Annotated in this window: 24 protein-coding genes; 15 read left to right on the forward strand and 9 right to left on the reverse strand. The window is 70.5% G+C overall.

Annotated features, from left to right (window positions below):
* Window positions 1-111: 111 nt before the first annotated feature.
* Entirely contained in the window at window positions 112-1,026 is a 915-nt protein-coding gene (locus AB0M95_RS21290; RefSeq protein ID WP_363767150.1) for a proline dehydrogenase family protein, read from the forward strand.
* Window positions 1,027-1,117: 91 nt separating this feature from the next.
* Window positions 1,118-1,912 carry a pyrroline-5-carboxylate reductase gene (proC, locus tag AB0M95_RS21295; protein ID WP_358517181.1) on the forward strand — a complete coding sequence of 265 codons (795 nt, stop codon included), beginning with the start codon at window positions 1,118-1,120 and terminating at the stop codon, window positions 1,910-1,912.
* 75 nt (window positions 1,913-1,987) lie between these two features.
* On the opposite strand, the gene AB0M95_RS21300 is transcribed toward proC, so the two are convergent.
* Window positions 1,988-2,206 (reverse strand): EF-hand domain-containing protein, encoded by a 219-nt coding sequence (locus AB0M95_RS21300; protein WP_363767154.1) that lies wholly within the window; start codon window positions 2,204-2,206, stop codon window positions 1,988-1,990.
* 210 nt (window positions 2,207-2,416) lie between these two features.
* On the opposite strand from AB0M95_RS21300, the gene AB0M95_RS21305 reads away from it, so the two are divergent.
* The 10 genes from AB0M95_RS21305 to AB0M95_RS21350 all read left to right on the forward strand — a co-directional run bounded on the left by AB0M95_RS21305 (window position 2,417) and on the right by AB0M95_RS21350 (window position 12,414).
* On the forward strand, window positions 2,417-3,658 hold the full coding sequence (locus AB0M95_RS21305; RefSeq protein WP_363767157.1) for an MFS transporter: 1,242 nt from the start codon (window positions 2,417-2,419) through the stop codon (window positions 3,656-3,658).
* A gap of 58 nt (window positions 3,659-3,716) precedes the next feature.
* On the forward strand, window positions 3,717-5,132 hold the full coding sequence (locus AB0M95_RS21310; RefSeq protein WP_363767160.1) for an HlyD family efflux transporter periplasmic adaptor subunit: 1,416 nt from the start codon (window positions 3,717-3,719) through the stop codon (window positions 5,130-5,132).
* Window positions 5,129-5,851, forward strand: a complete 723-nt coding sequence (locus tag AB0M95_RS21315; protein ID WP_363767162.1) for an ABC transporter ATP-binding protein — start codon at window positions 5,129-5,131, stop codon at window positions 5,849-5,851. Before AB0M95_RS21310 ends, AB0M95_RS21315 begins: the two co-directional genes overlap by 4 nt.
* Window positions 5,848-7,032 (forward strand): ABC transporter permease, encoded by a 1,185-nt coding sequence (locus AB0M95_RS21320; RefSeq protein ID WP_358517172.1) that lies wholly within the window; start codon window positions 5,848-5,850, stop codon window positions 7,030-7,032. The genes AB0M95_RS21315 and AB0M95_RS21320 overlap by 4 nt, the downstream gene beginning before the upstream one ends.
* Before the next feature lie 248 nt (window positions 7,033-7,280).
* The gene (locus AB0M95_RS21325; protein WP_363767165.1) at window positions 7,281-8,444 is read left to right on the forward strand and encodes an acetoin utilization protein AcuC; all 1,164 of its coding nucleotides are present in this window, start codon (window positions 7,281-7,283) and stop codon (window positions 8,442-8,444) included.
* An 86-nt stretch (window positions 8,445-8,530) separates the two neighbouring features.
* Window positions 8,531-9,337 carry a phosphatase gene (locus tag AB0M95_RS21330; RefSeq protein WP_363767168.1) on the forward strand — a complete coding sequence of 269 codons (807 nt, stop codon included), beginning with the start codon at window positions 8,531-8,533 and terminating at the stop codon, window positions 9,335-9,337.
* A 321-nt stretch (window positions 9,338-9,658) separates the two neighbouring features.
* Window positions 9,659-9,862: a helix-turn-helix domain-containing protein gene (locus tag AB0M95_RS21335; protein ID WP_114029719.1), complete on the forward strand. Its 204-nt coding sequence runs from the start codon at window positions 9,659-9,661 to the stop codon at window positions 9,860-9,862.
* A 359-nt stretch (window positions 9,863-10,221) separates the two neighbouring features.
* Window positions 10,222-10,320 (forward strand): AURKAIP1/COX24 domain-containing protein, encoded by a 99-nt coding sequence (locus AB0M95_RS21340; protein ID WP_018654693.1) that lies wholly within the window; start codon window positions 10,222-10,224, stop codon window positions 10,318-10,320.
* A gap of 103 nt (window positions 10,321-10,423) precedes the next feature.
* Window positions 10,424-11,464, forward strand: coding sequence for an NAD-dependent epimerase/dehydratase family protein (locus AB0M95_RS21345; protein ID WP_363767171.1), 1,041 nt, complete (start codon window positions 10,424-10,426; stop codon window positions 11,462-11,464).
* Window positions 11,461-12,414: a lysophospholipid acyltransferase family protein gene (locus AB0M95_RS21350; RefSeq protein WP_358517164.1), complete on the forward strand. Its 954-nt coding sequence runs from the start codon at window positions 11,461-11,463 to the stop codon at window positions 12,412-12,414. The genes AB0M95_RS21345 and AB0M95_RS21350 overlap by 4 nt, the downstream gene beginning before the upstream one ends.
* A gap of 256 nt (window positions 12,415-12,670) precedes the next feature.
* On the opposite strand, the gene AB0M95_RS21355 is transcribed toward AB0M95_RS21350, so the two are convergent.
* From AB0M95_RS21355 to AB0M95_RS21365, 3 genes are read right to left on the reverse strand one after another with little or no spacing between them, the layout of a single operon-like run.
* Window positions 12,671-13,084 (reverse strand): hypothetical protein, encoded by a 414-nt coding sequence (locus AB0M95_RS21355; RefSeq protein WP_363767174.1) that lies wholly within the window; start codon window positions 13,082-13,084, stop codon window positions 12,671-12,673.
* Window positions 13,081-13,371 carry a hypothetical protein gene (locus AB0M95_RS21360; protein WP_363767177.1) on the reverse strand — a complete coding sequence of 97 codons (291 nt, stop codon included), beginning with the start codon at window positions 13,369-13,371 and terminating at the stop codon, window positions 13,081-13,083. The genes AB0M95_RS21355 and AB0M95_RS21360 overlap by 4 nt, the downstream gene beginning before the upstream one ends.
* Window positions 13,368-13,601, reverse strand: a complete 234-nt coding sequence (locus tag AB0M95_RS21365; RefSeq protein ID WP_358517158.1) for a hypothetical protein — start codon at window positions 13,599-13,601, stop codon at window positions 13,368-13,370. Before AB0M95_RS21365 ends, AB0M95_RS21360 begins: the two co-directional genes overlap by 4 nt.
* 114 nt (window positions 13,602-13,715) lie before the next feature.
* Between AB0M95_RS21365 and AB0M95_RS21370 the strand changes: the two genes are divergently transcribed.
* Window positions 13,716-14,480 carry a DUF5919 domain-containing protein gene (locus AB0M95_RS21370; protein ID WP_363767180.1) on the forward strand — a complete coding sequence of 255 codons (765 nt, stop codon included), beginning with the start codon at window positions 13,716-13,718 and terminating at the stop codon, window positions 14,478-14,480.
* A 188-nt stretch (window positions 14,481-14,668) separates the two neighbouring features.
* Complete coding sequence (locus AB0M95_RS21375; protein ID WP_363767183.1) at window positions 14,669-15,397, forward strand: metallophosphoesterase family protein; 729 nt, start codon at window positions 14,669-14,671, stop codon at window positions 15,395-15,397.
* Between the two features lie 226 nt (window positions 15,398-15,623).
* Here AB0M95_RS21375 and AB0M95_RS21380 read toward each other — a convergent pair whose 3' ends face one another.
* The 5 genes from AB0M95_RS21380 to AB0M95_RS21400 all read right to left on the reverse strand — a co-directional run bounded on the left by AB0M95_RS21380 (window position 15,624) and on the right by AB0M95_RS21400 (window position 20,271).
* Window positions 15,624-16,226, reverse strand: coding sequence for an RloB family protein (locus AB0M95_RS21380; protein WP_363767186.1), 603 nt, complete (start codon window positions 16,224-16,226; stop codon window positions 15,624-15,626).
* A 5-nt stretch (window positions 16,227-16,231) separates the two neighbouring features.
* Entirely contained in the window at window positions 16,232-17,521 is a 1,290-nt protein-coding gene (locus tag AB0M95_RS21385; RefSeq protein ID WP_363767189.1) for an ATP-binding protein, read from the reverse strand.
* Between the two features lie 395 nt (window positions 17,522-17,916).
* The gene (locus AB0M95_RS21390) at window positions 17,917-18,783 is read right to left on the reverse strand and encodes an HAD-IB family hydrolase (protein WP_363767192.1); all 867 of its coding nucleotides are present in this window, start codon (window positions 18,781-18,783) and stop codon (window positions 17,917-17,919) included.
* An 87-nt stretch (window positions 18,784-18,870) separates the two neighbouring features.
* Complete coding sequence (locus tag AB0M95_RS21395; protein WP_363767194.1) at window positions 18,871-19,557, reverse strand: DUF5667 domain-containing protein; 687 nt, start codon at window positions 19,555-19,557, stop codon at window positions 18,871-18,873.
* Window positions 19,558-19,671: 114 nt separating this feature from the next.
* A complete protein-coding gene (locus AB0M95_RS21400) occupies window positions 19,672-20,271 on the reverse strand; it encodes a sigma-70 family RNA polymerase sigma factor (RefSeq protein WP_363767196.1) in 600 nt (199 codons plus the stop codon).
* Window positions 20,272-20,500: 229 nt separating this feature from the next.
* On the opposite strand from AB0M95_RS21400, the gene AB0M95_RS21405 reads away from it, so the two are divergent.
* Window positions 20,501-22,162, forward strand: coding sequence for an antibiotic biosynthesis monooxygenase (locus AB0M95_RS21405; protein ID WP_363767198.1), 1,662 nt, complete (start codon window positions 20,501-20,503; stop codon window positions 22,160-22,162).

Raw genomic sequence — 22,162 nt, forward strand, 5'->3', positions numbered from 1 at the left:
GTTGTCAAACCGCAACATGGCCCCGCGTGCTCCCAAGATCGACGCCCTGGCCGCCGTTAGGGTGGGAAGATCTCACCCCGGGAACCGTCCGTCCTGCCAGGAAGGGTGCCAATGGTGTTGCGTCGCGTTCTGCTGGCCGCTTCGAGCAACGGCCGTGTGGAGAGCATGGTCCGGACGTCGGGGCTCGCCCGGCGTGTCATGAGCCGCTACGTCGCGGGCACGGGTGTGGAGGACGCCGCCTCGGTCGCCGCGGCCCTCACCGCCGACCGCTTCCTCGTGACGTTGGACCACCTCGGCGAGGAGGCGCGGAACCCGGCCCAGGCCTCCCGCGCGGCCGACTCCTCGGTCGCGCTGCTGGACGCCCTCGACCGGCGCCAGGCCGCCAAGGGGGCCGACCTGTCCCTCCGGCTGTCGGTGCTCGGCCTGCACGTGGACGAGGGGCTCGCGCGGGACAACGCCGCGCGCGTGTGCGCGGCCGCGGGCGAGTTCGGGGCGACGGTGACCGTCGACACCGAGAGCCCCGCCCTGGCCGACCGCGCGCTGCGCGTGCACGCATCCCTCCTGGAGGACCACCCCTCGACCGGCGTCGCCGTCCAGGCCTCCCTGCGCCAGGCCGAGGACCACTGCCGGGCGCTCGCCGCCGGGCGCGTACGGCTGTGCGCGGGCACCCCGGGCGGGCCGGCGTCGGTCGTCCACGCGCGGCCCGCCGGCGTCGACAAGTCGTACGTGCGCTGCCTCAGGATCCTCATGGAGGGCGGCGGCTACCCGATGGTGGCCACCCACGACCGGCGGCTGGTCGAGGTCGCGGCGGCGCTCGCCGTGCTGAACGAGCGCGAGTCCGGGTCGCTGGAGTACCAGATGTGGTACGGCGTCCGCCCGCCCGCGCTCGGACGCCAGGCCGCCCACGGCGCGCGGGTGCGCGTCCGCGTCCCGTACGGGCCCGGCTGGTACGGGCACCTGGCCCGCCACTTCGCCGGGCGCACGGGCAACGTCGCCGACCTGCTCCGCTCCCTGGCGGGGCGCTGACGGGCGCTGACGGGGCACTGCGACGCGCTCGGACCGCCGGGGAGTCGGTAGGCTGCGAGGGTTTCCGGACATTCACACGAGGTGCCTTGAGATGATCGCGATTCTCGGTACGGGCAAGATGGGCGAGGCCCTGCTGTCCGGGCTGCTGCGCGCGGGTGTCGCGCCGGGCGAGATCATCGCCACGGCCCGCCGCGAGGAGCGCGCCGCCGCTCTCCGCGACCGGCACGGCGTGCGGGTCGTGCCCAACAGCGAGGCCGCCAAGATCGCCGACACGCTGATCCTCGCGGTCAAGCCGCAGGACATGGGCGCCCTGCTGAACGAGATCGCCTCGCACGTGCCCGCGGGCAAGCTGGTCATCACGGTCGCGGCCGGCATCACGACGTCCTTCGTCGAGTCCCGGCTGGGCGACGAGGTCCCGGTCGTGCGGGTCATGTCCAACACCCCGGTGCTGGTGGACGAGGCCATGAGCGTGATCTCCGCCGGGGCCCACGCCTCCGAGGTTCACCTGGAGCAGACGGAGAGCCTGCTGAGGCCGGTCGGTAAGGTGCTGCGCATCCCGGAGTCCCAGCAGGACGCGGCGACCGCGCTGTCCGGCAGCGGCCCGGCGTACTTCTTCTACCTGGTCGAGGCCATGGTCGACGCCGGCATCCTGCTGGGCATGCCGCGGGCGGCCGCGCTCGACATGGTGACGCAGTCGATCGTCGGCGCGGCGATCATGCTGCGCGACTCGGGCGAGCACCCGGTGATCCTCCGTGAGGCGGTCACCTCGCCGGGTGGCACCACGATCTCGGCCATCGCCGAGCTGGAGCGGCACAGCGTCCGCGCGGCCTTTCTGGCCGCCATCGAGGCCGCGCGCGACCGCAGCCGCCAGCTCGCCGCGGGCTGACGCGGAGGAGTCCCGGGGCGCGGGCCTCAGCCGCGAAGGCGGCAGGTTCCGTGCACCCGGACAGGACGGGCGGGCTCAGCCGAAGGGCGTCAGGCGGACGAACTCCTCGAACGAGATCCGTCCGTCGCCGTCGGCGTCACCGGACTGGTCGAGCGCGCCGATGGCCTCGCCCGGCAACTCGGGGAAGTGCTCGCGGAACTCGGCGTGGGTGATGTAGCCGTCGCCGTCGACGTCGATCTCCGTGAAGCGCCGCCTGAGCGCGGCCCATCGCTCGTCCGTGGGTTCTGCCGTCAAGGAGATCCGCCTCCCGGCGCGAGAAGGTACCTGGTACGACGGAACACCCTAGTTCCCGGCATTCCGCCGAGATACCTATGGGTGGTCCCAATCCCCCCGAACGGGTGCCTCGCTAAATCGTTAGGAAAGCTTGCTATTGAAGTGCCATCATGTCCGGCGGGAACGGGCGTACATGGGGGCATTGCGATGGAGCGCGCTGAAACGGAAGGGATGTCCGATACAGCGCGGAAGTCCGAGGACGACCGGCGCGGCGAGCCCGCCGTCTGGACGCGGGACTTCCGGCTCTTCTTCACCGCCCGGTCCGTCTCGACGCTCGGCACCGGCATGGTGCCGGTCGCGATGTCCCTCGGCGTGATCCAGGCCGGGTACGGCGCCACCGGCGCGGGCCTCACAATGGCGGCCTCCATCGTCCCCATGGCTCTGCTCGTCCTCTTCGGCGGCGTGTTCGCCGACCGGTTCACCCCGCGCCGCATGATGGTCGGCGCCGACGCCGTCCGCGTGGGCACCCAGACGATCACGGCCACGCTGTTCCTCGTCGGCACCCCCACGCTGTGGCACCTCATGGTGATCTCCGCCGTCAACGGCACCGCGGCGGCGATGTTCCAGCCGGGGCTGGCGAGCCTGGTCCCGCGGATCGCCACCGACGTGCAGCGCGCCGTGGCCACCCAGCGCACCTCCGAGTCCTTCATGATGCTGGTCGGCCCGTCGGTCGCCGGCATGCTGGTGGCGTTCGCCGACGTCGGCCTCGTCTTCCTCATCGACGCCGCCGGGTACGGCGTGAGCTCGGTGTGCCTGGCGCTGCTGCGACTGCGCGGCGTCCCCCGTGCGGTCCAGGAAGGGTCGATCTGGGCGAACCTCAAGGTGGGGTGGCGGGAGTTCCGCTCGCGTACGTGGATGTGGGGCGTGATCCTCATCTGGGCGGTCATGGGCATCGCCGTCTTCGGCCCGGTCTACCCGCTCGGCGCCGTGATCGTCAACGACGCCTACAAGGCCACCGGCTACGGCTTCGTCACCTCGGCGTTCGGCGCGGGGACGATCCTCGGCGGGCTGATCGCCATGCGGATCAAGCCGCAGCGGCCCCTCGCCGCCGGCGCGCTGGCGATGTTCTTCCGCGCGCTGGAGCCGCTGTCGCTCACGCTCGTGCCGCCGTTGCCGGTCATGGCGGTCCTGCACGTCGTGGCGGGCGCCGGCTCGGCGTTCTGGGGCGTCATGTGGATGACCAGCGTGCAGACCCAGGTCGCGCCGGAGGTGCTGAACCGTGTCCACGCCTACGAGGTCGCCGGGTCGATCATCGCCGTGCCGATCGGCCAGTCCCTCGCGGGCCCGGTCGCCTCGCTGGTCGGGGCGAGGGAGGTGCTCGCGGTCTCGTCGGTCGTCTCGGTCACGGGGTGCGTCCTGCTGCTGTCGGTCCCCGCGATCCGCGGCCTGCGCCGCGTGGTGGCCGCGACCTAGCCGTACTTCCCGGGGGTGACCCGGCGGGGCGGCTGATCGCCCTCTTACGATGGGCCGCGTGACGATTCGTCGCGGTTTCCCCCCGCTGCTGCTCGGGCTCACGGTGTTCCTCATCGCGGCCTGCTCTCCGGACGAGGCGCCCAAGGTGCAGATCGGCGAGGCCACCCGCGCCCCCGTCAGCGAGGTCGTCGAGGCCCCCGCCACGGTCGGCGCCCGCGCCACGGCGACCCTGCGCTCCCCGGCCGCAGGGACGGTCGCCAAGGTGTACGTCGAGGACGGCGACACGGTGACCAAGGGGCAGATCCTGGTCAGGATCAGCTCGCCGCAGGCCAAGGACCAGCTCGCCCAGGCGCGCAAGGCCGAGCGGCAGGCGTCCAAGCCGGTGTCCATGGGCGGCGTCGCGGCGCCGGGCGTCCGCCTGGCCGCGCCCAACGTGACCGCGTCCCTGGACCGCCAGGTCGCCCGCGGGTTCGCCAAGGCCCGGGCCGCCACCAGGAAGATCAAGGACGCGCGGGTCCGCGCGCAGCTCGTGGCCGCCATCGACGCCGCCGAGACCCAGCACCGCGCGCAGAGCGCCGCGCTGAACCAGATCACCCGCAACCTCACCCGCTCGGTCAACCTGGCGCTCTCGCAGGTCAGCGGGCAGATCGGGGCGGGGCTCGGCGGGCTCGCCACATCCATGACCTCGCTCCAGTCGGCCTCGAAGGCCCAGGCCAAGGCGGCGGCGAAGGCCGCGAAGGCCACCGTGGACGGGCTCGTGGTCAAGGCGCCGTTCGGCGGCGTCGTCGCCCTGGGCGGGCCGCCGGGCGGCGGCTCGGCGAACCTCGGCGCGCTGCTCGGGCAGCTCCCTCCGGGCCTCGCCGGGCAGGCGGGCGCGGCGGCGGGCGGGTCCGGCGGCGGCGCGGCGTCCCCGGCGTCCGGGGGCACGATCGCGACCGGCGTCCCGGTGTCGGCGGGCGACGCCCTGGTCACCGTCACCGACGTCTCCAAGCTCTCCCTGTCGGCCGACGTGGACGAGACCGACGTGCTGCTCGTCGGCCCCGGCGTCAAGGCCGAGGTCGAGCTGGACGCCGTCTCCGGGGCGACCTACCAGGCCAGGGTCACCGGCGTCGGCGTCACCCCGAAGGAGGGCACTACCGGCGGCGTGAGCTACCCCGTACGGCTGGCGCTCGGCGCGGGGACCTACGACGGCGGGGGAGGGGCCCCCGCGCCCAAGCCCGGCATGAGCGCGGTCGTCAGGCTCACCGTGCGCGACTCGCCCGACGCGGTGGCCGTCCCGGCGTCCAGCGTGGTCACCAGCGGCAGGGAGACCGTCCTGTGGGTGGTCCGTGGCGACGGCACCGCCGAGCGCCGCGTGGTCAAGCTGGGGGCCCAGGGCGACGCCGTGGTCGAGGTCGCCCGCGGCCTGAGCGTCGGCGAGCGCGTCGTCGTCAGGGGCGCCGACACCGTCCGCGCCGGTCAGCGGCTCTCATGAGCCCGGACGAGGCAGGGGCCGTCCCCGCGTTCGAGGCCGTGGACCTGACCCGCTCCTACCGGCTGGAAGGGGTGTCGGTGGACGCGCTGCGCGGGGTGAGCCTGCGCATCCACCACGGCGAGTCGGTGGCGATCGTCGGGCCCTCCGGGTCCGGCAAATCTACGCTGATGCACCTGCTCGGCTGCCTCGACCGGCCGACCTCCGGCACGCTGCGGGTGGACGGCGCCGACGTCTCCACGCTCGACGACGCGGGCCTCGCCGAGCTGCGCAACAAGGCGATCGGCTTCGTGTTCCAGTCCTTCCACCTGCTCGGACGCACCTCCGCGCTGGACAACGTGGCGCTTCCGCTCGTCTACCGGGGCGTCGGACGGGCCGAGCGGCGCGAACGGGCCCGCAGGGCTCTGGAGGCGGTCGGGCTCGCGCACCGCCTGGACCACCGGCCGTCCCAGATGTCCGGCGGCGAGCAGCAGCGGGTGGCCATCGCGCGCGCCCTGGTCGGCGACCCCAAGGTCGTGCTCGCGGACGAGCCGACCGGCAACCTGGACTCCCGCAACGGCCAGGAGGTGATGGGCATCCTCGCCGACCTCAACACCGAGCGCGGCGTCGCCGTCGTCCTCGTCACGCACGAGCGCGAGGTCGCCGACGCGGCCCGCCGCCAGATCCATGTCCGCGACGGCCTCATCGAGCTGGACACCGCCTCCGGGACGGGCGTCCGGTGAGGACCGCCGAGGCGTCCCGGATGGCGCTGGAGGCCCTGCGGGTCAACCGGCTGCGCAGCGCGCTCACCATGTTCGGCGTCGTGATCGGCGTGTTGTCCGTGGTGATCCTCGTCGCGATCGGCACCGGCGCCAAGCAGGCCATCGAAGGGGAGATCGCGGGGCTGGGCAGCAACATCATCCTGGTCGTCCCCGGCCAGGTCGGGCTGGGCGCGGCCCCCACCCAGAGCCGCCTGGACCTGAACGACGTCGCCTACGTGCGCCGCGTGGTCGGCGACCCGGCCAAGGTCACCGTCGCCGTCAACTCCGGCGAGTCCGTACGGGTGGGACGCACCGAGGTGTTCGCCACGGTCACCGGAACCGACCAGTACATGCCCAACATCTTCGAACGCCCGCTGCGCCGGGGCCGGTACCTCGGCGAGACCGACGTGGACACGCGGCGCAGGGTGGCCGTCCTCGGAGCGGAGGTCGGCGAGAAGCTCTTCGGGGACGTCGACCCGATCGGCCGCCAGGTGACGATCGCGGGCGTGCGGTTCCGGGTCATCGGCCTGTACGCGCCGGTGGGCGCGACGTTCGGCGTGGCCCGGGACCAGGAGGTGCACATCCCGGTCACCACGGCCCAGCGGCTCATCGGCCTGTCGCGGATCAACGGCATCGCGGTCGGCGCCTCCGGCCCGGACGAGATCGAGCCGCTGCGGCGGCGCGTCGTGGACGGGCTGACCGAGCGCTACCCGGGCGAGCGGTTCAGCGGCGTCACCCAGACCCAGCTCCTCGGCACGATCGGCAGCGTCCTCGGCATGCTCACCGGCGTGCTGGCTGCCATCGCGGGCATCTCGCTGCTCGTCGGCGGCGTCGGCGTCTCGAATATCATGCTGGTCAGCGTGCGCGAGCGGACCCGCGAGATCGGGCTGCGCAAGGCGCTCGGGGCGCGGGGGCGCGACGTGCTCGGCCAGTTCCTGATCGAGGCCGTGCTGCTCACCACGATCGGCGGGGTGGTCGGCATCCTGCTCGGCGTCGGCGGGGCACTGGCGATCCAGGCGCTGTCGCCGGTGCCGGCCGCGATCACGTGGTGGTCGATCGCGCTGGCCTTCGGGGTGTCGGCCGGGGTCGGCGTCTTCTTCGGGGTGGCGCCCGCACGCAGGGCCGCCCGGCTGGACCCGGTGATCGCCCTGCGCGCCGAGTGACCGGCGGGACCCCTGAACGTCCGCGTGCGGCCCGTAGGAGCCCCCTACGGGCCCGCCCGGACGCCCCTTCGGCCGTGGCCGTCGCCGGTGGCCGGTAAGCGGTGCGGTACGGTCGGTTTCATGAGCGTGCGCGGCGATTCGGTGACCTCGCGCCCCTCGTGTGACCGTTCCTCCGGCTTCCCAGGGCGGCCCCCGGCGGGCCCGGAGGCCCGAGGGTATGGCCGATGCGTCGTTGGCGAGGTGAACGCGTGAGCCGTTCGGTTCAGGTGGTCTGGGACGCCGAGCTGATCTCCTACGACTTCGGCCCCGGGCACCCGCTGGCCCCCGTCCGGGTCGAGCTGACCATGGAGCTCGCCCGCGATCTCGGGGTGCTCGACAAGGTGCGCGTCGTGGGGTGCGCCCCGGCGACCGACGACGAACTCGCCCTGGTGCACACGCGCGACTACATCGACGCCGTCAGGCGCGTGTCCGTCTCGGGCGCGCCCGACTTCTTCTACGGGCTCGGCTCCCCGGACAACCCCGCCTTCGCCGGTGTGCACGAGGCGTCCGCGCTGGTCGCCGGCGCGACGCTGGCCGCCGCCCGCGCGGTGTGGACGGGCCAGGCCGAGCACGCGATCAACGTCGCCGGCGGGCTGCACCACGCGATGCCGGGCCTGGCCAGCGGATTCTGCGTGTACAACGACCCGGCGGTGGGCATCGCCTGGATGCTCGCGCAGGGGGCGCGGCGCGTCGCGTACGTGGACGTGGACGTCCACCACGGCGACGGCGTCCAGTCGATGTTCTACGACGACCCGCGGGTGCTGACCATCAGCCTGCACGAGAACCCGCGTACCCTGTTCCCTGGCACCGGCCTCCCCGGCGAGACCGGCGCCGAGGGCACCGCGGTCAACGTCGCCCTGCCGGCCGGGTGCGGGGACACCGGGTGGCTGCGCGCCTTCCAGGCCGTGGTCCCGCCGCTGTTGCGCGAGTTCCAGCCCGAGGTGCTGGTCACCCAGCACGGCTGCGACAGCCACGCTCTGGACCCGCTGGGGCACCTCATGCTCAGCCTGGACGGCCAGCGCCGGGCGTACGCCGCGCTGCACGCGCTCGCGCACGAGACGGCGGGCGGCCGGTGGCTGGCCACGGGCGGCGGCGGGTACGAGCTGGTCCAGGTCGTGCCGCGGGCGTGGACGCATCTGATCGCCGAGGCGGCGGGCGCGCCGGTCGACCCGGCCACCGAGACGCCGGCGAGCTGGCGCGCGTTCGCCACGGAACGTACGGGAGAGTTGCCTCCTCTCACCATGACCGACGGACGGACCCCGGAATTTCAGGATTTTTCGCGAGGTTACGACCCGGGGGACTCCATAGACCGGGCGATCATGGCGACGCGGAAGGCGATCTTCCCACTTCACGGGCTGGACCCCCAGCCCTGATCCCGCACGGCGAGGTGGCCGCCCGTGCGTGGCGTTGTCGAGGTCGCGCGAGGGACGCACGACCTGCCGAGTGGACGGAGTGAACGATGGAGACCGCGACCCCTCCTTCGCGGGATGAGCTGCGCGAACATCTTGTCCGGGCGAGGATCGCCGGCGATGTGGCGACCAGCCGGGAGAACAACCTTGACCACTACCGTTCCCTCGCCGTGCGCGACCCCCACTACATGTTCGGCCTCAGCATGGAGGGGGACTGGACCTTCCGCGACATCCTCGCGCTGATGGCCAAGGCCGCGGGCGTCGTGCCCGACCCCGGGTTCCGGTCGGGCCAGGACACCATCGACCCCGACCGCACCCTCGACGCCCTGGACGCGATGGGCGACCGGATCGCCGCCGTGCTGAAGCGTGAGAAGCCCCGCATCCTCATCGCGACCGGCCACCCCACCGGCCTGCTCACCACCCACCTCGCCCTCGCGCGCCTGGCCCGGCGGCGCGGCGCCGAACTCCTCACCCCCGGCGAGACGCGGGCGTTCACCCATGGCGGCCTGGGCCGCAGGCGGCGCATCCGCTACCTGGACGACGTGGCGATGCTGGACGACGGCGGCGCCCTCGTCCACACCCACGACCCCGCCCCGATGCAGGCGATGCTGGCCGAGCTGGACGAGGCCGGCCAGGACCGGCCGGACCTGGTGATCGCCGACCACGGCTGGGCGGGCGCGGCGGGCGAGGCGGGCATCGAGACCGTCGGGTTCGCCGACAGCAACGACCCCGGGCTGTTCGTCGGCGAGGCCGAGGGCAAGATCGCGGTGACCGTCCCCCTTGATGACAACGTGTTGCCGCGCCACTACGGTCCGATGACCGGCTACTTGGTCTCAAGGGTCGAGAGTGGCCTGTGAGACAGCTGTCGCGTAATCCGGTCACGCCCTAACCCCGCTTTCGAACCGGCCATCTGAGCTCGGCGTCGACCGTTTGCCAACTTTTTTCTGATCCCCGGCGGCTCTAATGAGACGTGATCAGAGCGTTCACAAGATCGGAAACAGGGCCCGGCCTGGCTGCTGGCCAGCGACTTTTCCCATTCTGGTGGCAGGCGTCTCCTCGGACTGGTGGAATAGGGGGTTTGCGCGATCGGAGGCGCGCTCTACGCTGACAGCAGTACACGTGCGTGAGCAATGGCACCAGTGGGGATAACCCGGAAACACGTGCGGAAGAGGCGTCCGATGGCTGCAGGCGAAAGACCTCTCAGCGAGGTGAAGTTCCTGACGGTGGCAGAGGTTGCCACCGTCATGCGGGTGTCCAAGATGACGGTGTACCGGCTCGTGCACTCGGGTGAGTTACCGGCCATCCGGGTCGGGCGATCCTTCAGGGTGCCCGAGCAGGCGGTGCACGACTACTTGAGGGATGCGTTCATCGAAGCGGGTTGAACTGACCAGTAGCGACATTGGCGGTTTGGTCGGCAACCGTTAGATAACGAGCGCATCAGTTTGCCAGGGGGCGAACAACCCCACCGGGGCGTGGCAGGCGGCTCGCCGCCCGCATCGTGGCCGGTCGCGGGCGTCCCCTGGAGTGGTACGCGGGATCCCCCCAGGGAGCGCCGTTCCCCCCAGGGAGCGAGCGACCGCGAATCGCCGGTAGGCTGTTGTGTCGGTGTGCTTCATGACGAGGCACCGATCCGGGTTATGGGTGTGCCGTGAGAGCGGCGTGTCCTCATGACTCCGGGCGGTGCGCCACTCGCCGGGCGGCACTCGCAGATTTGGCAAACCTACCTTCACCTGGGGGTCCCGTGGGCTCTGTGATCAAGAAGCGTCGTAAGCGCATGGCGAAGAAGAAGCACCGCAAGCTTCTCAAGAAGACCCGCATCCAGCGGCGTAACAAGAAGTAGCAGCGCGGACCGACAACGCGGAGCGGCGGGCCGGGTGCGACGAGGCGCCCGGCGAGCACTCGAGTAGAGCGGTACCCACGGCACGTGATCCTGCGAGGCGCCGATGACCCACACAGTGCTCGTCACGGGGGTCTCCCGGCACATCGGCGCGCGCGTCGCGAGCGCCCTCGCAGCGGATTCGCTGATCGACCGGGTCATCGGTGTGGACACCGTGCCGCCGCCATCGCTCACGCGGGGCGGCGGCGGCCCCGCGCTCGGCCGCACCGAGTTCGTCCGCGTCGATCTGCGCAGCCCTGACATCGCGCGCGTGATCGCCGCGGCCGACGTCGACTCCGTCGTCCACATGAGCCTCGTCAGCGCTCCCTCGAAGACCACCGGCCGGTCCTCGATGAAGGAGCACAACGTCATCGGCACCATGCAACTGCTCGGGGCGTGCCAGCGGTCCGCCACGGTACGCCGCGTGGTCGTCCGGTCCACGACGGCGGTGTACGGTTCCTCGTCGCACGACCCCGCGGTCTTCACCGAGGACGCCGAGCCGGTCGAGGTCGCGATCTCCGGGTACGCCAAGGACGCCTCCGAGGTCGAGGCGTACGTGCGCGGCTTCGCGCGACGGCGCCCCGACATCACGGTCTCGACGCTGCGTTTCGCGAACTTCATGGGCCCGGGGGTGGACTCTCCGCTGACGCGGTATTTCACCCAGCCGGTCGTGCCGACCGTCTTCGGCTTCGACCCGCGCCTGCAGTTCGTCCACGAGGACGACGGCGTCGAGGTCCTGCGCCGCATGGCCGTCGAGGACCACCCCGGCACGTACAACGTCGCCGGCGACGGCGTCATGCTCCTGTCGCAGTGCGTGCGCAGAAGCGGCCGGCCCACCGTCCCGGTGCCGTCCTCCACCTTCCGCGTCCTCGGCGAGCTCGCCCGGCGCGTCGGGCGCGTCGACTTCTCGCCCGAGCAGCTCGCCCTGATGAGCTACGGGCGCGCCGTGGACGCCGAGAAGATCGCCGCGGAGCTCGACTGGCGGCCGAAGTTCACCACCGCGACCGCGTTCGCGGATTTCCTCCACGCGCGTGGCCTGTTTGGCGGGACGCCACTCCCTGTGATCGACTGGCTGGGAACAGTGCTCGGCGGGGGCGGGAAACAGTGAAGCAGACAGACGCATTCTCAGACTTCGAGGACGAAGAGGGCGAGACCGCGCGGGTCATCCCGATCACGTCGGCGCGGCGCGGCGCGGCGGACACCCCGTCCAAGAACGTCGAGGACCGCCTTACCGAGTTCCTGGACTTCCTGCGCAGGCGCCTCGCCGGCGAGTACGAGGTCGACGAATTCGGCTTCGACCCCGAGCTCAACGACAAGGTGCTCCTGGAGCTGATCCGCCCCCTCTACCGCCACTGGTTCCGCGTCCAGACCGTCGGCCTCGGGAACGTGCCCGACGAGGCGGGAGCCCTCGTCGTCGCGAACCACTCCGGCACGATCCCCGTCGACGCCCTCATGCTCCAGGTCGCGCTGCACGACGAGCACCCGGCGCACCGCCCGCTGCGGTTGCTGGGCGCCGACCTCGTCTACCAGCTTCCCGTTCTCGGCCACCTGTCGCGCAAGTCCGGCCACACCCTCGCCTGCCCGGAGGACGCCGACCGGCTCATGCGCAAGGGCGAACTCGTCGGCGTCTTCCCCGAGGGCTTCAAAGGCGTCGGCAAGCCGTTCTCCGAGCGGTACAAACTCCAGCGTTTCGGCAGAGGCGGCTTCGTGGCCTCGGCGATCCGCGCCGGCGTGCCGATCATCCCGTGCGCGATCGTCGGCGCCGAGGAGATCTATCCCAAGATCGGCGACCTGCGCTCCCTCGCCCGCCTGTTCGGCCTCCCGTACATCCCGATCACCCCGCTTTTCCCCTGGCTCGGCCCCCTCGGCCTCGTCCCCCTGCCGTCCAAGTGGATGATCGAGTTCGGCGAACCGGTCCGCACCGACACCTACGACCCCGAAGAGGCCGACGACCCCATGCTGGTCTTCAACCTCACCGACCAGGTCCGCGAGCTGATCCAGCAACAACTCAACCGCCTACGCCTCGAACGCGGCCACGCCTTCCCCCCGTTCTTCTGACGACGGAGCACCGAGGGCGCGTACCGCATTCGAGGGCTTTGGACGGTCGCTTGGCCTGGGGCGGTGCGTTCGATGTAGCCTCGTCCGCCAGCGGTGATCAGGTAGTACACCACTGGCTTGCACTGACAGGTCCAGCGCAGCACCCGCCGCCGGTCCTCGGCGTGGGTCGCCGGCCGCCAGGTGATGATCTGGCTGTCGGCCTGCGGTTCGGGGACGTGCGGGCTGTGTCCGGCAGTGCCTTCGGGCTTGAGGATCGTCACCGTGGCCCGTCCCGTCCGGTGCGGCCGGTGACCACCGATGCGCATTCATGGCACATCAGAGGTCCGGGGATCCAGATGACCCGTGATCTGGAGATGTCCGCGACCCTTGCTCGGACGCCGCACGCCGTAGCGGCATCGTCCCCTGGGACGGCGACCCGCCATGGTACGGCGTGCTCGGTTCGGGACGGGAGCAGGTACGCGACCGCGTACAACTGCCGGTCACCCGAAAGCCGTTCACCATCAGCCGGAACGGGATCAATCGGAACTATCGGCCCCACCTGGTCCACGGCGCTGCTCGGGAAGTAGCCGCCGATCGAGATTCGTGCACCGGGGCCGAAGCCGTACGGGTCCCGTGGCTCGGCGTCGTCGGGGTCGGTGGGCTCGTGGTCGTGGGCGTCGGAGGCCGTCATGCCACCCATGCCCACGAACGGCCCAGCCCAGCCGGCGGCCCCAACTCGGCTTCGCGCATCAACTCGCGAAGCTCCTCAACCGTCGCGGCCTCCACACGCAGCGGTGCCGGAACGTGCCAGACGGCGATGGCGAGAAACCGTCGGCTACCCACGCCGTACGAGACGGACCAGCAGGACTCCATCTGGTCAACTTGCGCGGCGGCCGCCTTCTTGGCCACATCCCAGCGCCGAGGTTCCACCTGGCTGAGTGCCGCTCCGATCCTGTGCCGGCCCGGGGTGCGGCTCACGTCGTCGGCCCACCTTGGTCGCCGGAAGCACCGGCGTTCTCTTCGCCGCGGAGGCGTTCGACCAGTTGAGGTGCGTCGTCACCGTCAATGGTGTGGCTCAGTCCGAGCTCCATCTGCGCGTCGGTAAGCCGTTGGTTGCGCGTAGCCCACAGTCGGCCCGCTGAGCTGCGCCAAATGGTCCATCGGGGGAACGCCGCCTGCAGGTCTTCGAGGATCGTTGGTTTGGTCACGCGGATAGAGTGGCTGTCCGTGTTCGGCCGTTCACACCACGTTCTCCGGACGTCTGGGACGTTTCTCGTTACGGTCTGGAGGCGTCCCCAACGTCCCTGGTTTCGAGGTAGCCGATGTCCAACGAGTCCCTACGTCAGGCGATGGTGAGTGCGAGACTTACCGAAAAGGACCTCGCCGAACGGTGCGAGGTGGACGTCAAAACGGTGTCCCGCTGGCTGACCGACCAAGCGCGCGTGCCGCATCCGCGTCACCGGTGGGCCGCCTCCGGAGCGCTGGGAGTGGATGAGGCCGTGCTGTGGCCCGAGGCGATACGTAACGCGGTCAAGACCGGGCCGGATCGAGAGGTGGTGTCGGTCTTTCCGTATCGGTCCGCATGTCCCAAGAGTGTGTGGCGGACGCTGATCACTGATGCCAGGTCGAGCATCACCCTGGCCGGGTACACCAACTACTTTCTCTGGCTGGAGCACCCTAATCTCGCCAAGGTGCTCCAGCGGAAGGCCGAGCAGGGGTGCCGTATCCGGTTTCTGCTCGGAGATCCGGACAGCGAGGTGACACGACGCCGCGAGGAAACCGAGGGGGTGCCATTGACGGTGTCCACGCGGATCAGGATCACACTGGCCGAGCTCGATCATCTCAAAGAGATCTCCGGCATCGAGGCGCGGTTCGGTGACGAGCACATCGCGCTGTCGGTGTTCCAGTTCGACGAGGAGATGCTCGTCACCCCGCATCTGGCCAAGCTCGTCGGCCACGACTCGCCGATGCTGCACCTCAGACGGCACCAGGACGACGGCCTGTACGACCGGTTCGCTTATCACGTCAACGAGCTCTGGGCGAACGGCCGAGACGTCTGGACAGGCGAGCGAGGCTCCGATCAGTAGTACCGCTCTGGAGGGGTTCCGCTCGATGGTCGGCCGGTGGCGGGGCACGATGGGACGAGTGCCCGGAAGACCGCCCGGCGGAAGGCCTGAGCCACGTGTCAGGCTGGATCCTCCGGCATTCGATCACGCTCGCGAACGTCGTTGCGTGGCGGGGGGCGGCCGTGCAGGGTGGGCGTATGCGTGTAGCCGTGCTTTCCGACATTCACGGAGTGCTGCCGGCCCTTGAAGCGGTGCTCGCGGAGCCCGACGTGGTGGCGGCCGACCTGGTCGTCCTTACCGGGGACATCGCCGCTGGCCCGCAGCCGGTTGAGACGCTCGATCTGCTGGTCAGCCTGGGCGAGCGGGTGCTGTGGGTCAACGGGAACGCCGATCGCGAGCTGGTCGAGGCCGCCAGGGGCGAGCCGTGCGAGTACGAGATCTCCCGGTGGGCGGGCGAGCGGCTTCGCCCGGACCAGGTCGACCTGCTGGCCGCCCTTCCCGACCGGCAGGTGCTCGACCTCGCCCGGCTCGGCACCACTCTCCTCGTCCACGCCACGCCGCGCCGGGACGACGAGATGATTCTCGTGGACAGCACGCTCGCCCGGTGGGCCGAGGTGCTCGACGGGGTCACCGCCGACACCGTGGTGCTGGGCAACACCCACATGCCGTTCGTCCGGCTCGTGGACCGCAGGCTGGTGATCAACCCCGGATCGGTCGGCATGCCGTACGGGACCTCGGGCGCCCACTGGGCCCTGCTGGACTCCGGCAGCGGCGCGGTCACCCTCCGCCGCACCCTGTTCGACGCCGCCGCCGCGGCAAGCCGACTGGTGGCCGAGAGCGGCTTCGGCGACATCGAGCAGTGGGTCGCCGAGTTCGTCACCGGCACCTTCTCCGACACCCAGGCCCTGGGGGACTTCGCCAAGGCCGAGGGTCGCTGAGCGCCGACGCCCGCGGGCGCCGGGTTAGATCGAGCGGTAGTGCTTCCTTAGGGCGATCGCAGCGCGCGGGTGCCGGCACCGACGAGGTGGGAGCCCTGGTCTTCAACCTCACCGACTAGGTCCGCGAGCTGATCCAGCAACAACTCAACCGCCTACGCCTCGAACGCGGCCACGCCTTCCCCCCGTTCTTCTGATCGCTTAAGCGCCTGCGAGGGGCGCGGACCGCTCAGGGTTCGATCGCGTCGAGCAGGTCGCCCATGGTGGACGAGGGGTTGTCGTCGGGAAACAGGGTCTCGTCCCGCGCGTGGCGTTTGGCCAGCAGTGCCGCGCGCTGTGACGCCACGTGCCGGTGTTCCATGTACATACCGGCGTCGATGCCTTTCCCGGTGCGCCCGTCGAGCCTGCGGCTCCTGCGTTCGGCGTCACCGTTGTTCATGAAGGCCGTCTGGTCCTCGAAGTGAAGGATCAGCCACAGCTCGAAGCAGGGGTTCGAGATGGCGAGGCGAATGCCGTGCCTGTTCGACAACTGGATGGCCTGCTCAAGGTTCGGATGATTCCGCGGCCACTCGACGTCGAACACGCACCAGCACTCGTCGACCTCCTCATCGTGCTTTCGGTCGACCGCCCGCCTCACGAGCGTCAGCGGTACCCCCTTGTCGGGGTCGATCTCGATGTTGACCGAGGTGTTCGCGCGGACGTGCGGCAGTCGCTTCAGTCCGTTGATGTAGTCGGGCTCGGAGGCCTCGCCCTCGCAGAACACGACGACGGTCTTGCGTTCCGGTCGGCTCGCGACCTTACGTTTGAGGTCCTTTGCCTTTCTACGCGGCATATCGGTCAGCCGATCAGACCGAGAGCGCGGAGAACCTCAGTCCGGTCGACATCGGGGAGCGCACCGAACCGCCCGTGCAGGTACGCCTTCTCGAGGTTCTGGGATTTCCTCACTCGCTCTCCGGCGAACTCGGCCAGCGCGCCGAGCCTGGTCGCGCCGTCCTCCGCCTTCTCGGTCAACCAGACCTCGTCCCGGTTGAGGTGGTTCAGCAAGCTCGTGTCGTGCGAGGTGAAGATGAGCTGTGCGCCCTTCGGGTTCGTCGCCGGTTCGTGGAACAGCCGGATCAGGTGCATGGACAACGTCGGATGCAGGCTCGCGTCCAGCTCGTCGAACAACAGCAGAGACCCGGACCGGAGAGCGGCCAGTACCGGGCCGATGAGCTGGAACCAGGTGCGCGTGCCCTCCGACTCCGCTGCGAAGTCGAGCGGTGCTCTTTCGTGAGCCGCTCGGTGGACGAGCCTCACCCTGCGTTGCGTTCGCATGCGCAGTGTTTCGGGGGCGTCCTCTGGATAAGTCTCGGGCTCGTCGATCACCACATCGTCGATGCCGAGGTCGGCCAACCGCAGTAAGGCCAACGCCTGAGTCCGATCCGCCGGAGAGGGCCATTCCAGTTCCTCGAAGCCTGGCAAGGGCAACTGGTCCCGTTCGGAGCTCTCCTCGAACCAGCGAAGCGTCGAGCGGGCCGGGCCGGAGTTCAAGGGGCGGCGGGCACGGGACTTCAGGCCGAGCGTCTGGGCCGCGAGCAGGTCACGAGCGAAATCAGAGACGAGAGGCTCATCGAATCGCCGGGCGACCGACAGAGCGAGAGTACGCGCGGTCAACAGTTCCCGCGTGCCGGACAGCCTGCCGAGGCCACGTTGGAGCTTGAGCTCGGCTCCTTCACGTTCGAAGATCCTTCGCTGCTTCTTCTCGGGGTAGTGGAACAAGGCTTCGTACGCGACTTCTTGCCGGTCCAGTTCGACGGTGTACTCGAACCTGACGCCCGATATCACCAACTCGATCGTGAACTCGGAAGGACGGTCCTTACCGTCGGCGAACGCGAACGGCTCGACGGGGATCTCGTCGTCCCAGTAGCGCAAGGAATCACGCACGGCGGTTCGCAGCCACGTCAGCGCGGCGATGACATTGGATTTGCCGGAGGCGTTGGGACCGTAGACGGCCGCCACCGGCAGCAGGCTCTCACCGAGGTTGGGCACCGGCCTCGCCTCGGTTCTGTCCCGGTCGACGGCGACCATCGACAACTCGACGGAATCGAGCACCGACCGAAAGTTCGCCACATCGAATCGGATGAGCACGGCCCCCCCTCCCTGCATGCACGACGTCATCATAGTGAGGATTTCGCGGAAAACTTGCGAAGACGTGCGTCTGCCTGCATGCCCTCCGCGAACACGGCTGACGGGTGAACGGGCTCGCGGCCCTCACGTCGATGCCTGCGTGTCGGCAGTGACGTGGTCCCCACCTCCGTGCGCCGGCCTGTTGGGGTCAAGCCAGTCCCGGTTCCTCCGCATTGACGCCTTAATGCTGACCGTGAACTGGTCGAGGTCACCAGGGGCGGGCACGAGAGCGGCTTCGGCGGCGTCGAGGAGTGGGTCGCCGAATTCGTCACCGGCACCTTTTCCGACACCGAGGCGCTGGAGGTCTTCGGCAAGGCTGAGGGTCGCTGACCAGCCGACGCCCGCGGGGTGCCGGGTCAGAGCGAGCGGTAGTGCTTTCTGAGGGCGATCGCGGCGGCCACGCCTCCGGCCAGCGCGCCCGCGCCCGCCGCGATGGGCAGGCCGATCATCGTGGCCTTGCGGCCGGTGCGGAAGTCGCGCACCGGCCAGTCGCTCTTCCTGGCGTATTCGAGCAGTTCGCTGTCGGGGTTGATCGCGCAGGGGTGGCCGACGAGCCGCAGCAGGGGCAGGTCGTTGGCCGAGTCGCTGTAGGCGGTGCAGCGGGACAGGTCAAGGCCCTCGCGTCGCGCCAGCGCCTTGACGGCTTCGGCCTTGGCGGGGCCGTGCAGCAGGTCGCCCACCAGTCGTCCGGTGTAGACGCCGTTCTCGGTCTCGGCGACGGTGCCGAGCGCGCCGGTCAGCCCGAGCCGCTGGGCGATCACGCGGGACAGCTCGACCGGTGTGGCGGTCACCAGCCATACGCGCTGGCCGCGGTCAAGGTGGCCCTGGGCGAGCGCGCGGGTGCCGGCCCAGATGCGGTCGGCCATCACCTCGTCGTAGATCTCCTCGCCGAGGCGCACGACGTCTTCGACCTTGAGCCCGACCACGAACGCCAGGGCTGTCTCCTTGGCGCGGGCGATGTGTGCGGGGTTCTCGTTGCCGCGCACGCGGAACAGGGCCTGGCCGATGGCGAACTTCAGCAGGTCCCCGGTGGTGAAAAGCCCGCGGGAGGCGAGCCCGCGGGCGAAGTGGTAGATCGAGGCGCCGCGCATCATCGTGTTGTCGACGTCGAAGAACGCCGCGGCGGTGGGGTCGGGCTCGGTCACCGGGGCCGTGACGGCCGCCGCCGCCGCTACTTCGCCGGCGATCTCCGCCTCGGTACGCCGTCGTAGTAACCGCCTCATAGCACTTCAGCTTAACCATGCGGAGGGGCTGAAATCGGTGTACGAGGCGTTAGCGTGGCGTGACGGTCTGGCGCACGCGCGGGGACGTCACGGGGTGAGGTCGTCGATCATGTCCAGGTAGGCGCTGGCCTTCATGCGGTCGTCCCCGCCGAGCTGCGGGATCATCGGCTCGACGACGTCGCGCTGCTGCTCGGTGAACTTTTTGATCGCCGGTGTCTGCTTGCCGCGCCGCTTCACGTGGCCGAGCTCGGTGAGGGCGGAGCGGGTGGTGCGCGTCATGTCGTCCAGCGTCCGTCCGATCAGCTTCTCGCGCGCGGAGCCGGGGTAGCCGAGCAGCGCGGCGGCCTCCGTGGCGCGGGAGTGGGCGGCGTTCAGCTCCCGCTTGGCGCGTTCGGTGTCGTCGGTCGTCAGGCTGAGCAGGGTGGCCTCGGCCGCGCGCTTGATCGGGTAGAGGCTGTCGCCGGGGACGGCGTCGTAGGTCCGCAGGCCTGTGAAGAACATCACGCCCACCACGGCCACGATCATCGCCGCCGGGCGCACCCGGGTGAGCAGGGACGGGCGGCGCGGGGGCGTCTCGGGGGCGGGGGCGGCGGCCTTCGCGTGGTAGGCGGCCAGCAGTTCCTCGCGCAGGCGCGCCCGGAAGTCGGGACGCGGGCCGGTGCCGGAGTCGGAGCCGATCTCGTTCAGCCGTGCGACGAAATGGGGCTGGGGATCGCGCCGCCTGACGACGGCCCGCCGCCTGAGCAGCCACCGCGTAGGCCCCCACTTGCCCATGAAAGCTCCCTGCCGGACGCACTACGATGATCCATAGGTGCTATCTGCCCAACGATGCGGAGAGGCCTCAGGTTACGGCCGTCCGCGCCCGCGGCGGCGCCTTGCCGGTCGTGGTCAATTGAGGTCGTCCGGGAGCGCCCGGGCCAGGGCGCGGATCGCGCGGAACTGCAGGGCTTTGATCGCGCCGCTCTTCTTGCCCATGATCAGCGCGGTCTCGGCCAGGGACATGCCGTGCAGGAAGCGCAGCACCACGCACTCCTGCTGCTCGGGTCCGAGGTCGCGGACGGCCCGCAACACCCGCTCGGTGATCATGGTGGCGACAACGGCGTTCTCCGGGATGTGCGCGCCGTCCAGCGGGGTGTCCAGCACCTCGGCCGTGGACACCTCCATGCGGTACCTGCCGGACTTGTAGTGGTCGGTCACGAGATTCCTGGCGATCGTCACCAGCCATGCGCCGACGTCCCTGCCCTGCCAGGTGAAGTGGCCGATGCGCCCGAGGGCGCGCAGGAACGTTTCACTGGTGAGATCCTCCGCGAGCGCGTGGCAGCCGACCCGGAAGTAGACATAGCGATAGACAAGATCCACATAACGGTCGTAGAGCGCCGCGAAGGCGTCGGCGTCGCCGGTCTTGGCGCGGAGCACCACCTTCCGGAGCTCATCGCTCTCGGGAGAGGGACGCTCGCGCTGGTCAGCGGCGGCGCGCGTGGAGTTCACTGTGTCGGCCGATCCTGGTGGGGAAAGCCCGGCGACCGACCATGAGTTCGACATCCGGTAACCCTGGGGAGGAAAGGGAAGGGCGGGTGCGTGCGGCAACACTCTAGAAATCATAGGGAAATTGCACAATCCACTTTGCCTCAGTAAGTACCTCGCGTAACAGGAGTGATGCGGCACCTCGGGCATCGGCTACCGGTTTGGAGGTAATGTCCGGCAGAGTTGAGCCATCATGGAAGCCGTCGTTGCCGTCACCGCCTTCGCCGGTGCAGTGTTCGCCGCCATCACCACCGGCATCCTGGTGGGACGCCTCCGGGAGCAGAGAACCGGCTGGCTCCTCGCCTGGGCCATCACCACCGCGTCGCTCTGCCTGGCTCTCAGCTCGGTCGCGATCGGGCACCTCATCGGGTTCGGTCCCGCGACCTTCCGCGTCTACCAGATCACCGGGGCGTTCCTGGCGCCGTTCTGGCTGGCCATCGGCATGGTCCAGCTCCTCGCGCGCGGCACGGCCGGCAAGTTCGCCGCCTGGCTGTTCGGCGCGGCCTTGACGCTGGTCACCCTCGTCATCCTGGCCGTCGACCCGATCAGCGCGACCGAGAAACTCAGCAGCAAGGTACTGCCCCTCGGGGACACCCACTGGACGATCATCCCGACCGCCCTGCTGACCGCCGCCCACGCCGCCACGTACCTGATCCTCATCGGCTGCCTGATCCTCGCGGTCCTGCGCTGGCGCGGGGGCGACGACTCCGACGCAGACAACATGCACGCCGGGGTGGTGCTCACCCCGACCGGCTTCGCCATCGTCGGCGCGGTGCGGTTCGCCATCCCCGGCGTGTTCGCCGCGCTGCTGATCACCCTCATGGTGGGGGCCGTGTGGTATGCCGTCGCGCGACCGCTCGCCCCGTACGACGAGGAGCGCGACGACACCGACGACGTCTGGGAGGAGGAGCAAAGGCCCAGCAGGCGCCGCGCCCCCGAGCCGTCCGGAACCTCCCCCGAGTCCGGCCCCATGCCGGTCGCCGCCCCGGCCATGCCGCCGCCCCGCCGTTCCGGTCTCGGTGACCTGGTGGCCGAGTACCGGGCGGGCGACCCGGGCGAGGTCGACTTCGCCGCGCGCATGCAGCCGTCCGGCGGCTCCGAGGGCCAGTTCGAGGGCCACGGCGGCCCGAGGACCGGCGAGTTCATGGAACCCGGCCCGCCGCCGGGCCGGCTCAACCAGCCGGGCCGCTACCAGGGCCCGCAGGGCGAGCAGCCCCCGTACGGGCAGCAGTCCCCGTACGGACGGCCCGAGCAGCCCGGGCAGCAGCAGGAACAGTTCGGCCGGCACGGCGGCTACGACGCGACGGTCGAGGCCGGTTTCCCCGGGCCGAACGGGCCGAACGGGTCGCACCGGGCGCCCGGGCAGCCGGAATTCTCGATGCCCGCCACGGGCGTGCTCTTCTCCGGCGCCGAGGCGCAGCAGGCCTTCGGGCGCCCGGATCCGCCGGCCGCGCCCGAGGGGCTCGGGGGACGCGGGGCCCGGGGCGTGGCGTCCGCGCCGGCCGGCGGTTCGGCGAAGCCGTCCACCAGCATCTACGGGCTGCTCACCGTCTTCACGCTCATGGACGGCGCGGGCGAGGCGTTCGACCGCCTGGCCGACGAGACGGTCGAGGCCGTGCGCCGCAGCGAGCCGGACACCCTGATCTTCATCTGCCATGCGGTCAAGTCGGCGCCGCTGCAGCGCATCGTGTACGAGATCTACCGCGACGAGGTGGCGTTCACCGAGCACCAGCGCCAGGCGCACATGGAGCGGTTCGCCCGCGAGCGGGTGGCCCACGTGCTCGCCGCCAACGTGATCGAGCTGAACGTCAACGCCGCCAAGGTCGTCCCGCTGCCCACCGCCTATCGCGTGTAG

The organism is Sphaerisporangium sp. NPDC051017, from assembly GCF_040683095.1.
GTDB lineage: Bacteria > Actinomycetota > Actinomycetes > Streptosporangiales > Streptosporangiaceae > Sphaerisporangium.

Coding starts and splice junctions, on each gene's coding strand:
- AB0M95_RS21335 (WP_114029719.1), top strand. CDS start 9,659: ATGGCTGCAGGCGAAAGACCTCTCAGCGAGGTGAAGTTCCTGACGGTG.
- AB0M95_RS21345 (WP_363767171.1), top strand. CDS start 10,424: ATGACCCACACAGTGCTCGTCACGGGGGTCTCCCGGCACATCGGCGCG.
- AB0M95_RS21355 (WP_363767174.1), bottom strand. CDS start 13,084: ATGACGGCCTCCGACGCCCACGACCACGAGCCCACCGACCCCGACGAC.
- AB0M95_RS21395 (WP_363767194.1), bottom strand. CDS start 19,557: ATGGGCAAGTGGGGGCCTACGCGGTGGCTGCTCAGGCGGCGGGCCGTC.
- proC (WP_358517181.1), top strand. CDS start 1,118: ATGATCGCGATTCTCGGTACGGGCAAGATGGGCGAGGCCCTGCTGTCC.
- AB0M95_RS21305 (WP_363767157.1), top strand. CDS start 2,417: ATGTCCGATACAGCGCGGAAGTCCGAGGACGACCGGCGCGGCGAGCCC.
- AB0M95_RS21380 (WP_363767186.1), bottom strand. CDS start 16,226: ATGCCGCGTAGAAAGGCAAAGGACCTCAAACGTAAGGTCGCGAGCCGA.
- AB0M95_RS21405 (WP_363767198.1), top strand. CDS start 20,501: ATGGAAGCCGTCGTTGCCGTCACCGCCTTCGCCGGTGCAGTGTTCGCC.
- AB0M95_RS21315 (WP_363767162.1), top strand. CDS start 5,129: ATGAGCCCGGACGAGGCAGGGGCCGTCCCCGCGTTCGAGGCCGTGGAC.
- AB0M95_RS21370 (WP_363767180.1), top strand. CDS start 13,716: ATGTCCAACGAGTCCCTACGTCAGGCGATGGTGAGTGCGAGACTTACC.
- AB0M95_RS21390 (WP_363767192.1), bottom strand. CDS start 18,783: ATGAGGCGGTTACTACGACGGCGTACCGAGGCGGAGATCGCCGGCGAA.
- AB0M95_RS21290 (WP_363767150.1), top strand. CDS start 112: ATGGTGTTGCGTCGCGTTCTGCTGGCCGCTTCGAGCAACGGCCGTGTG.
- AB0M95_RS21330 (WP_363767168.1), top strand. CDS start 8,531: ATGGAGACCGCGACCCCTCCTTCGCGGGATGAGCTGCGCGAACATCTT.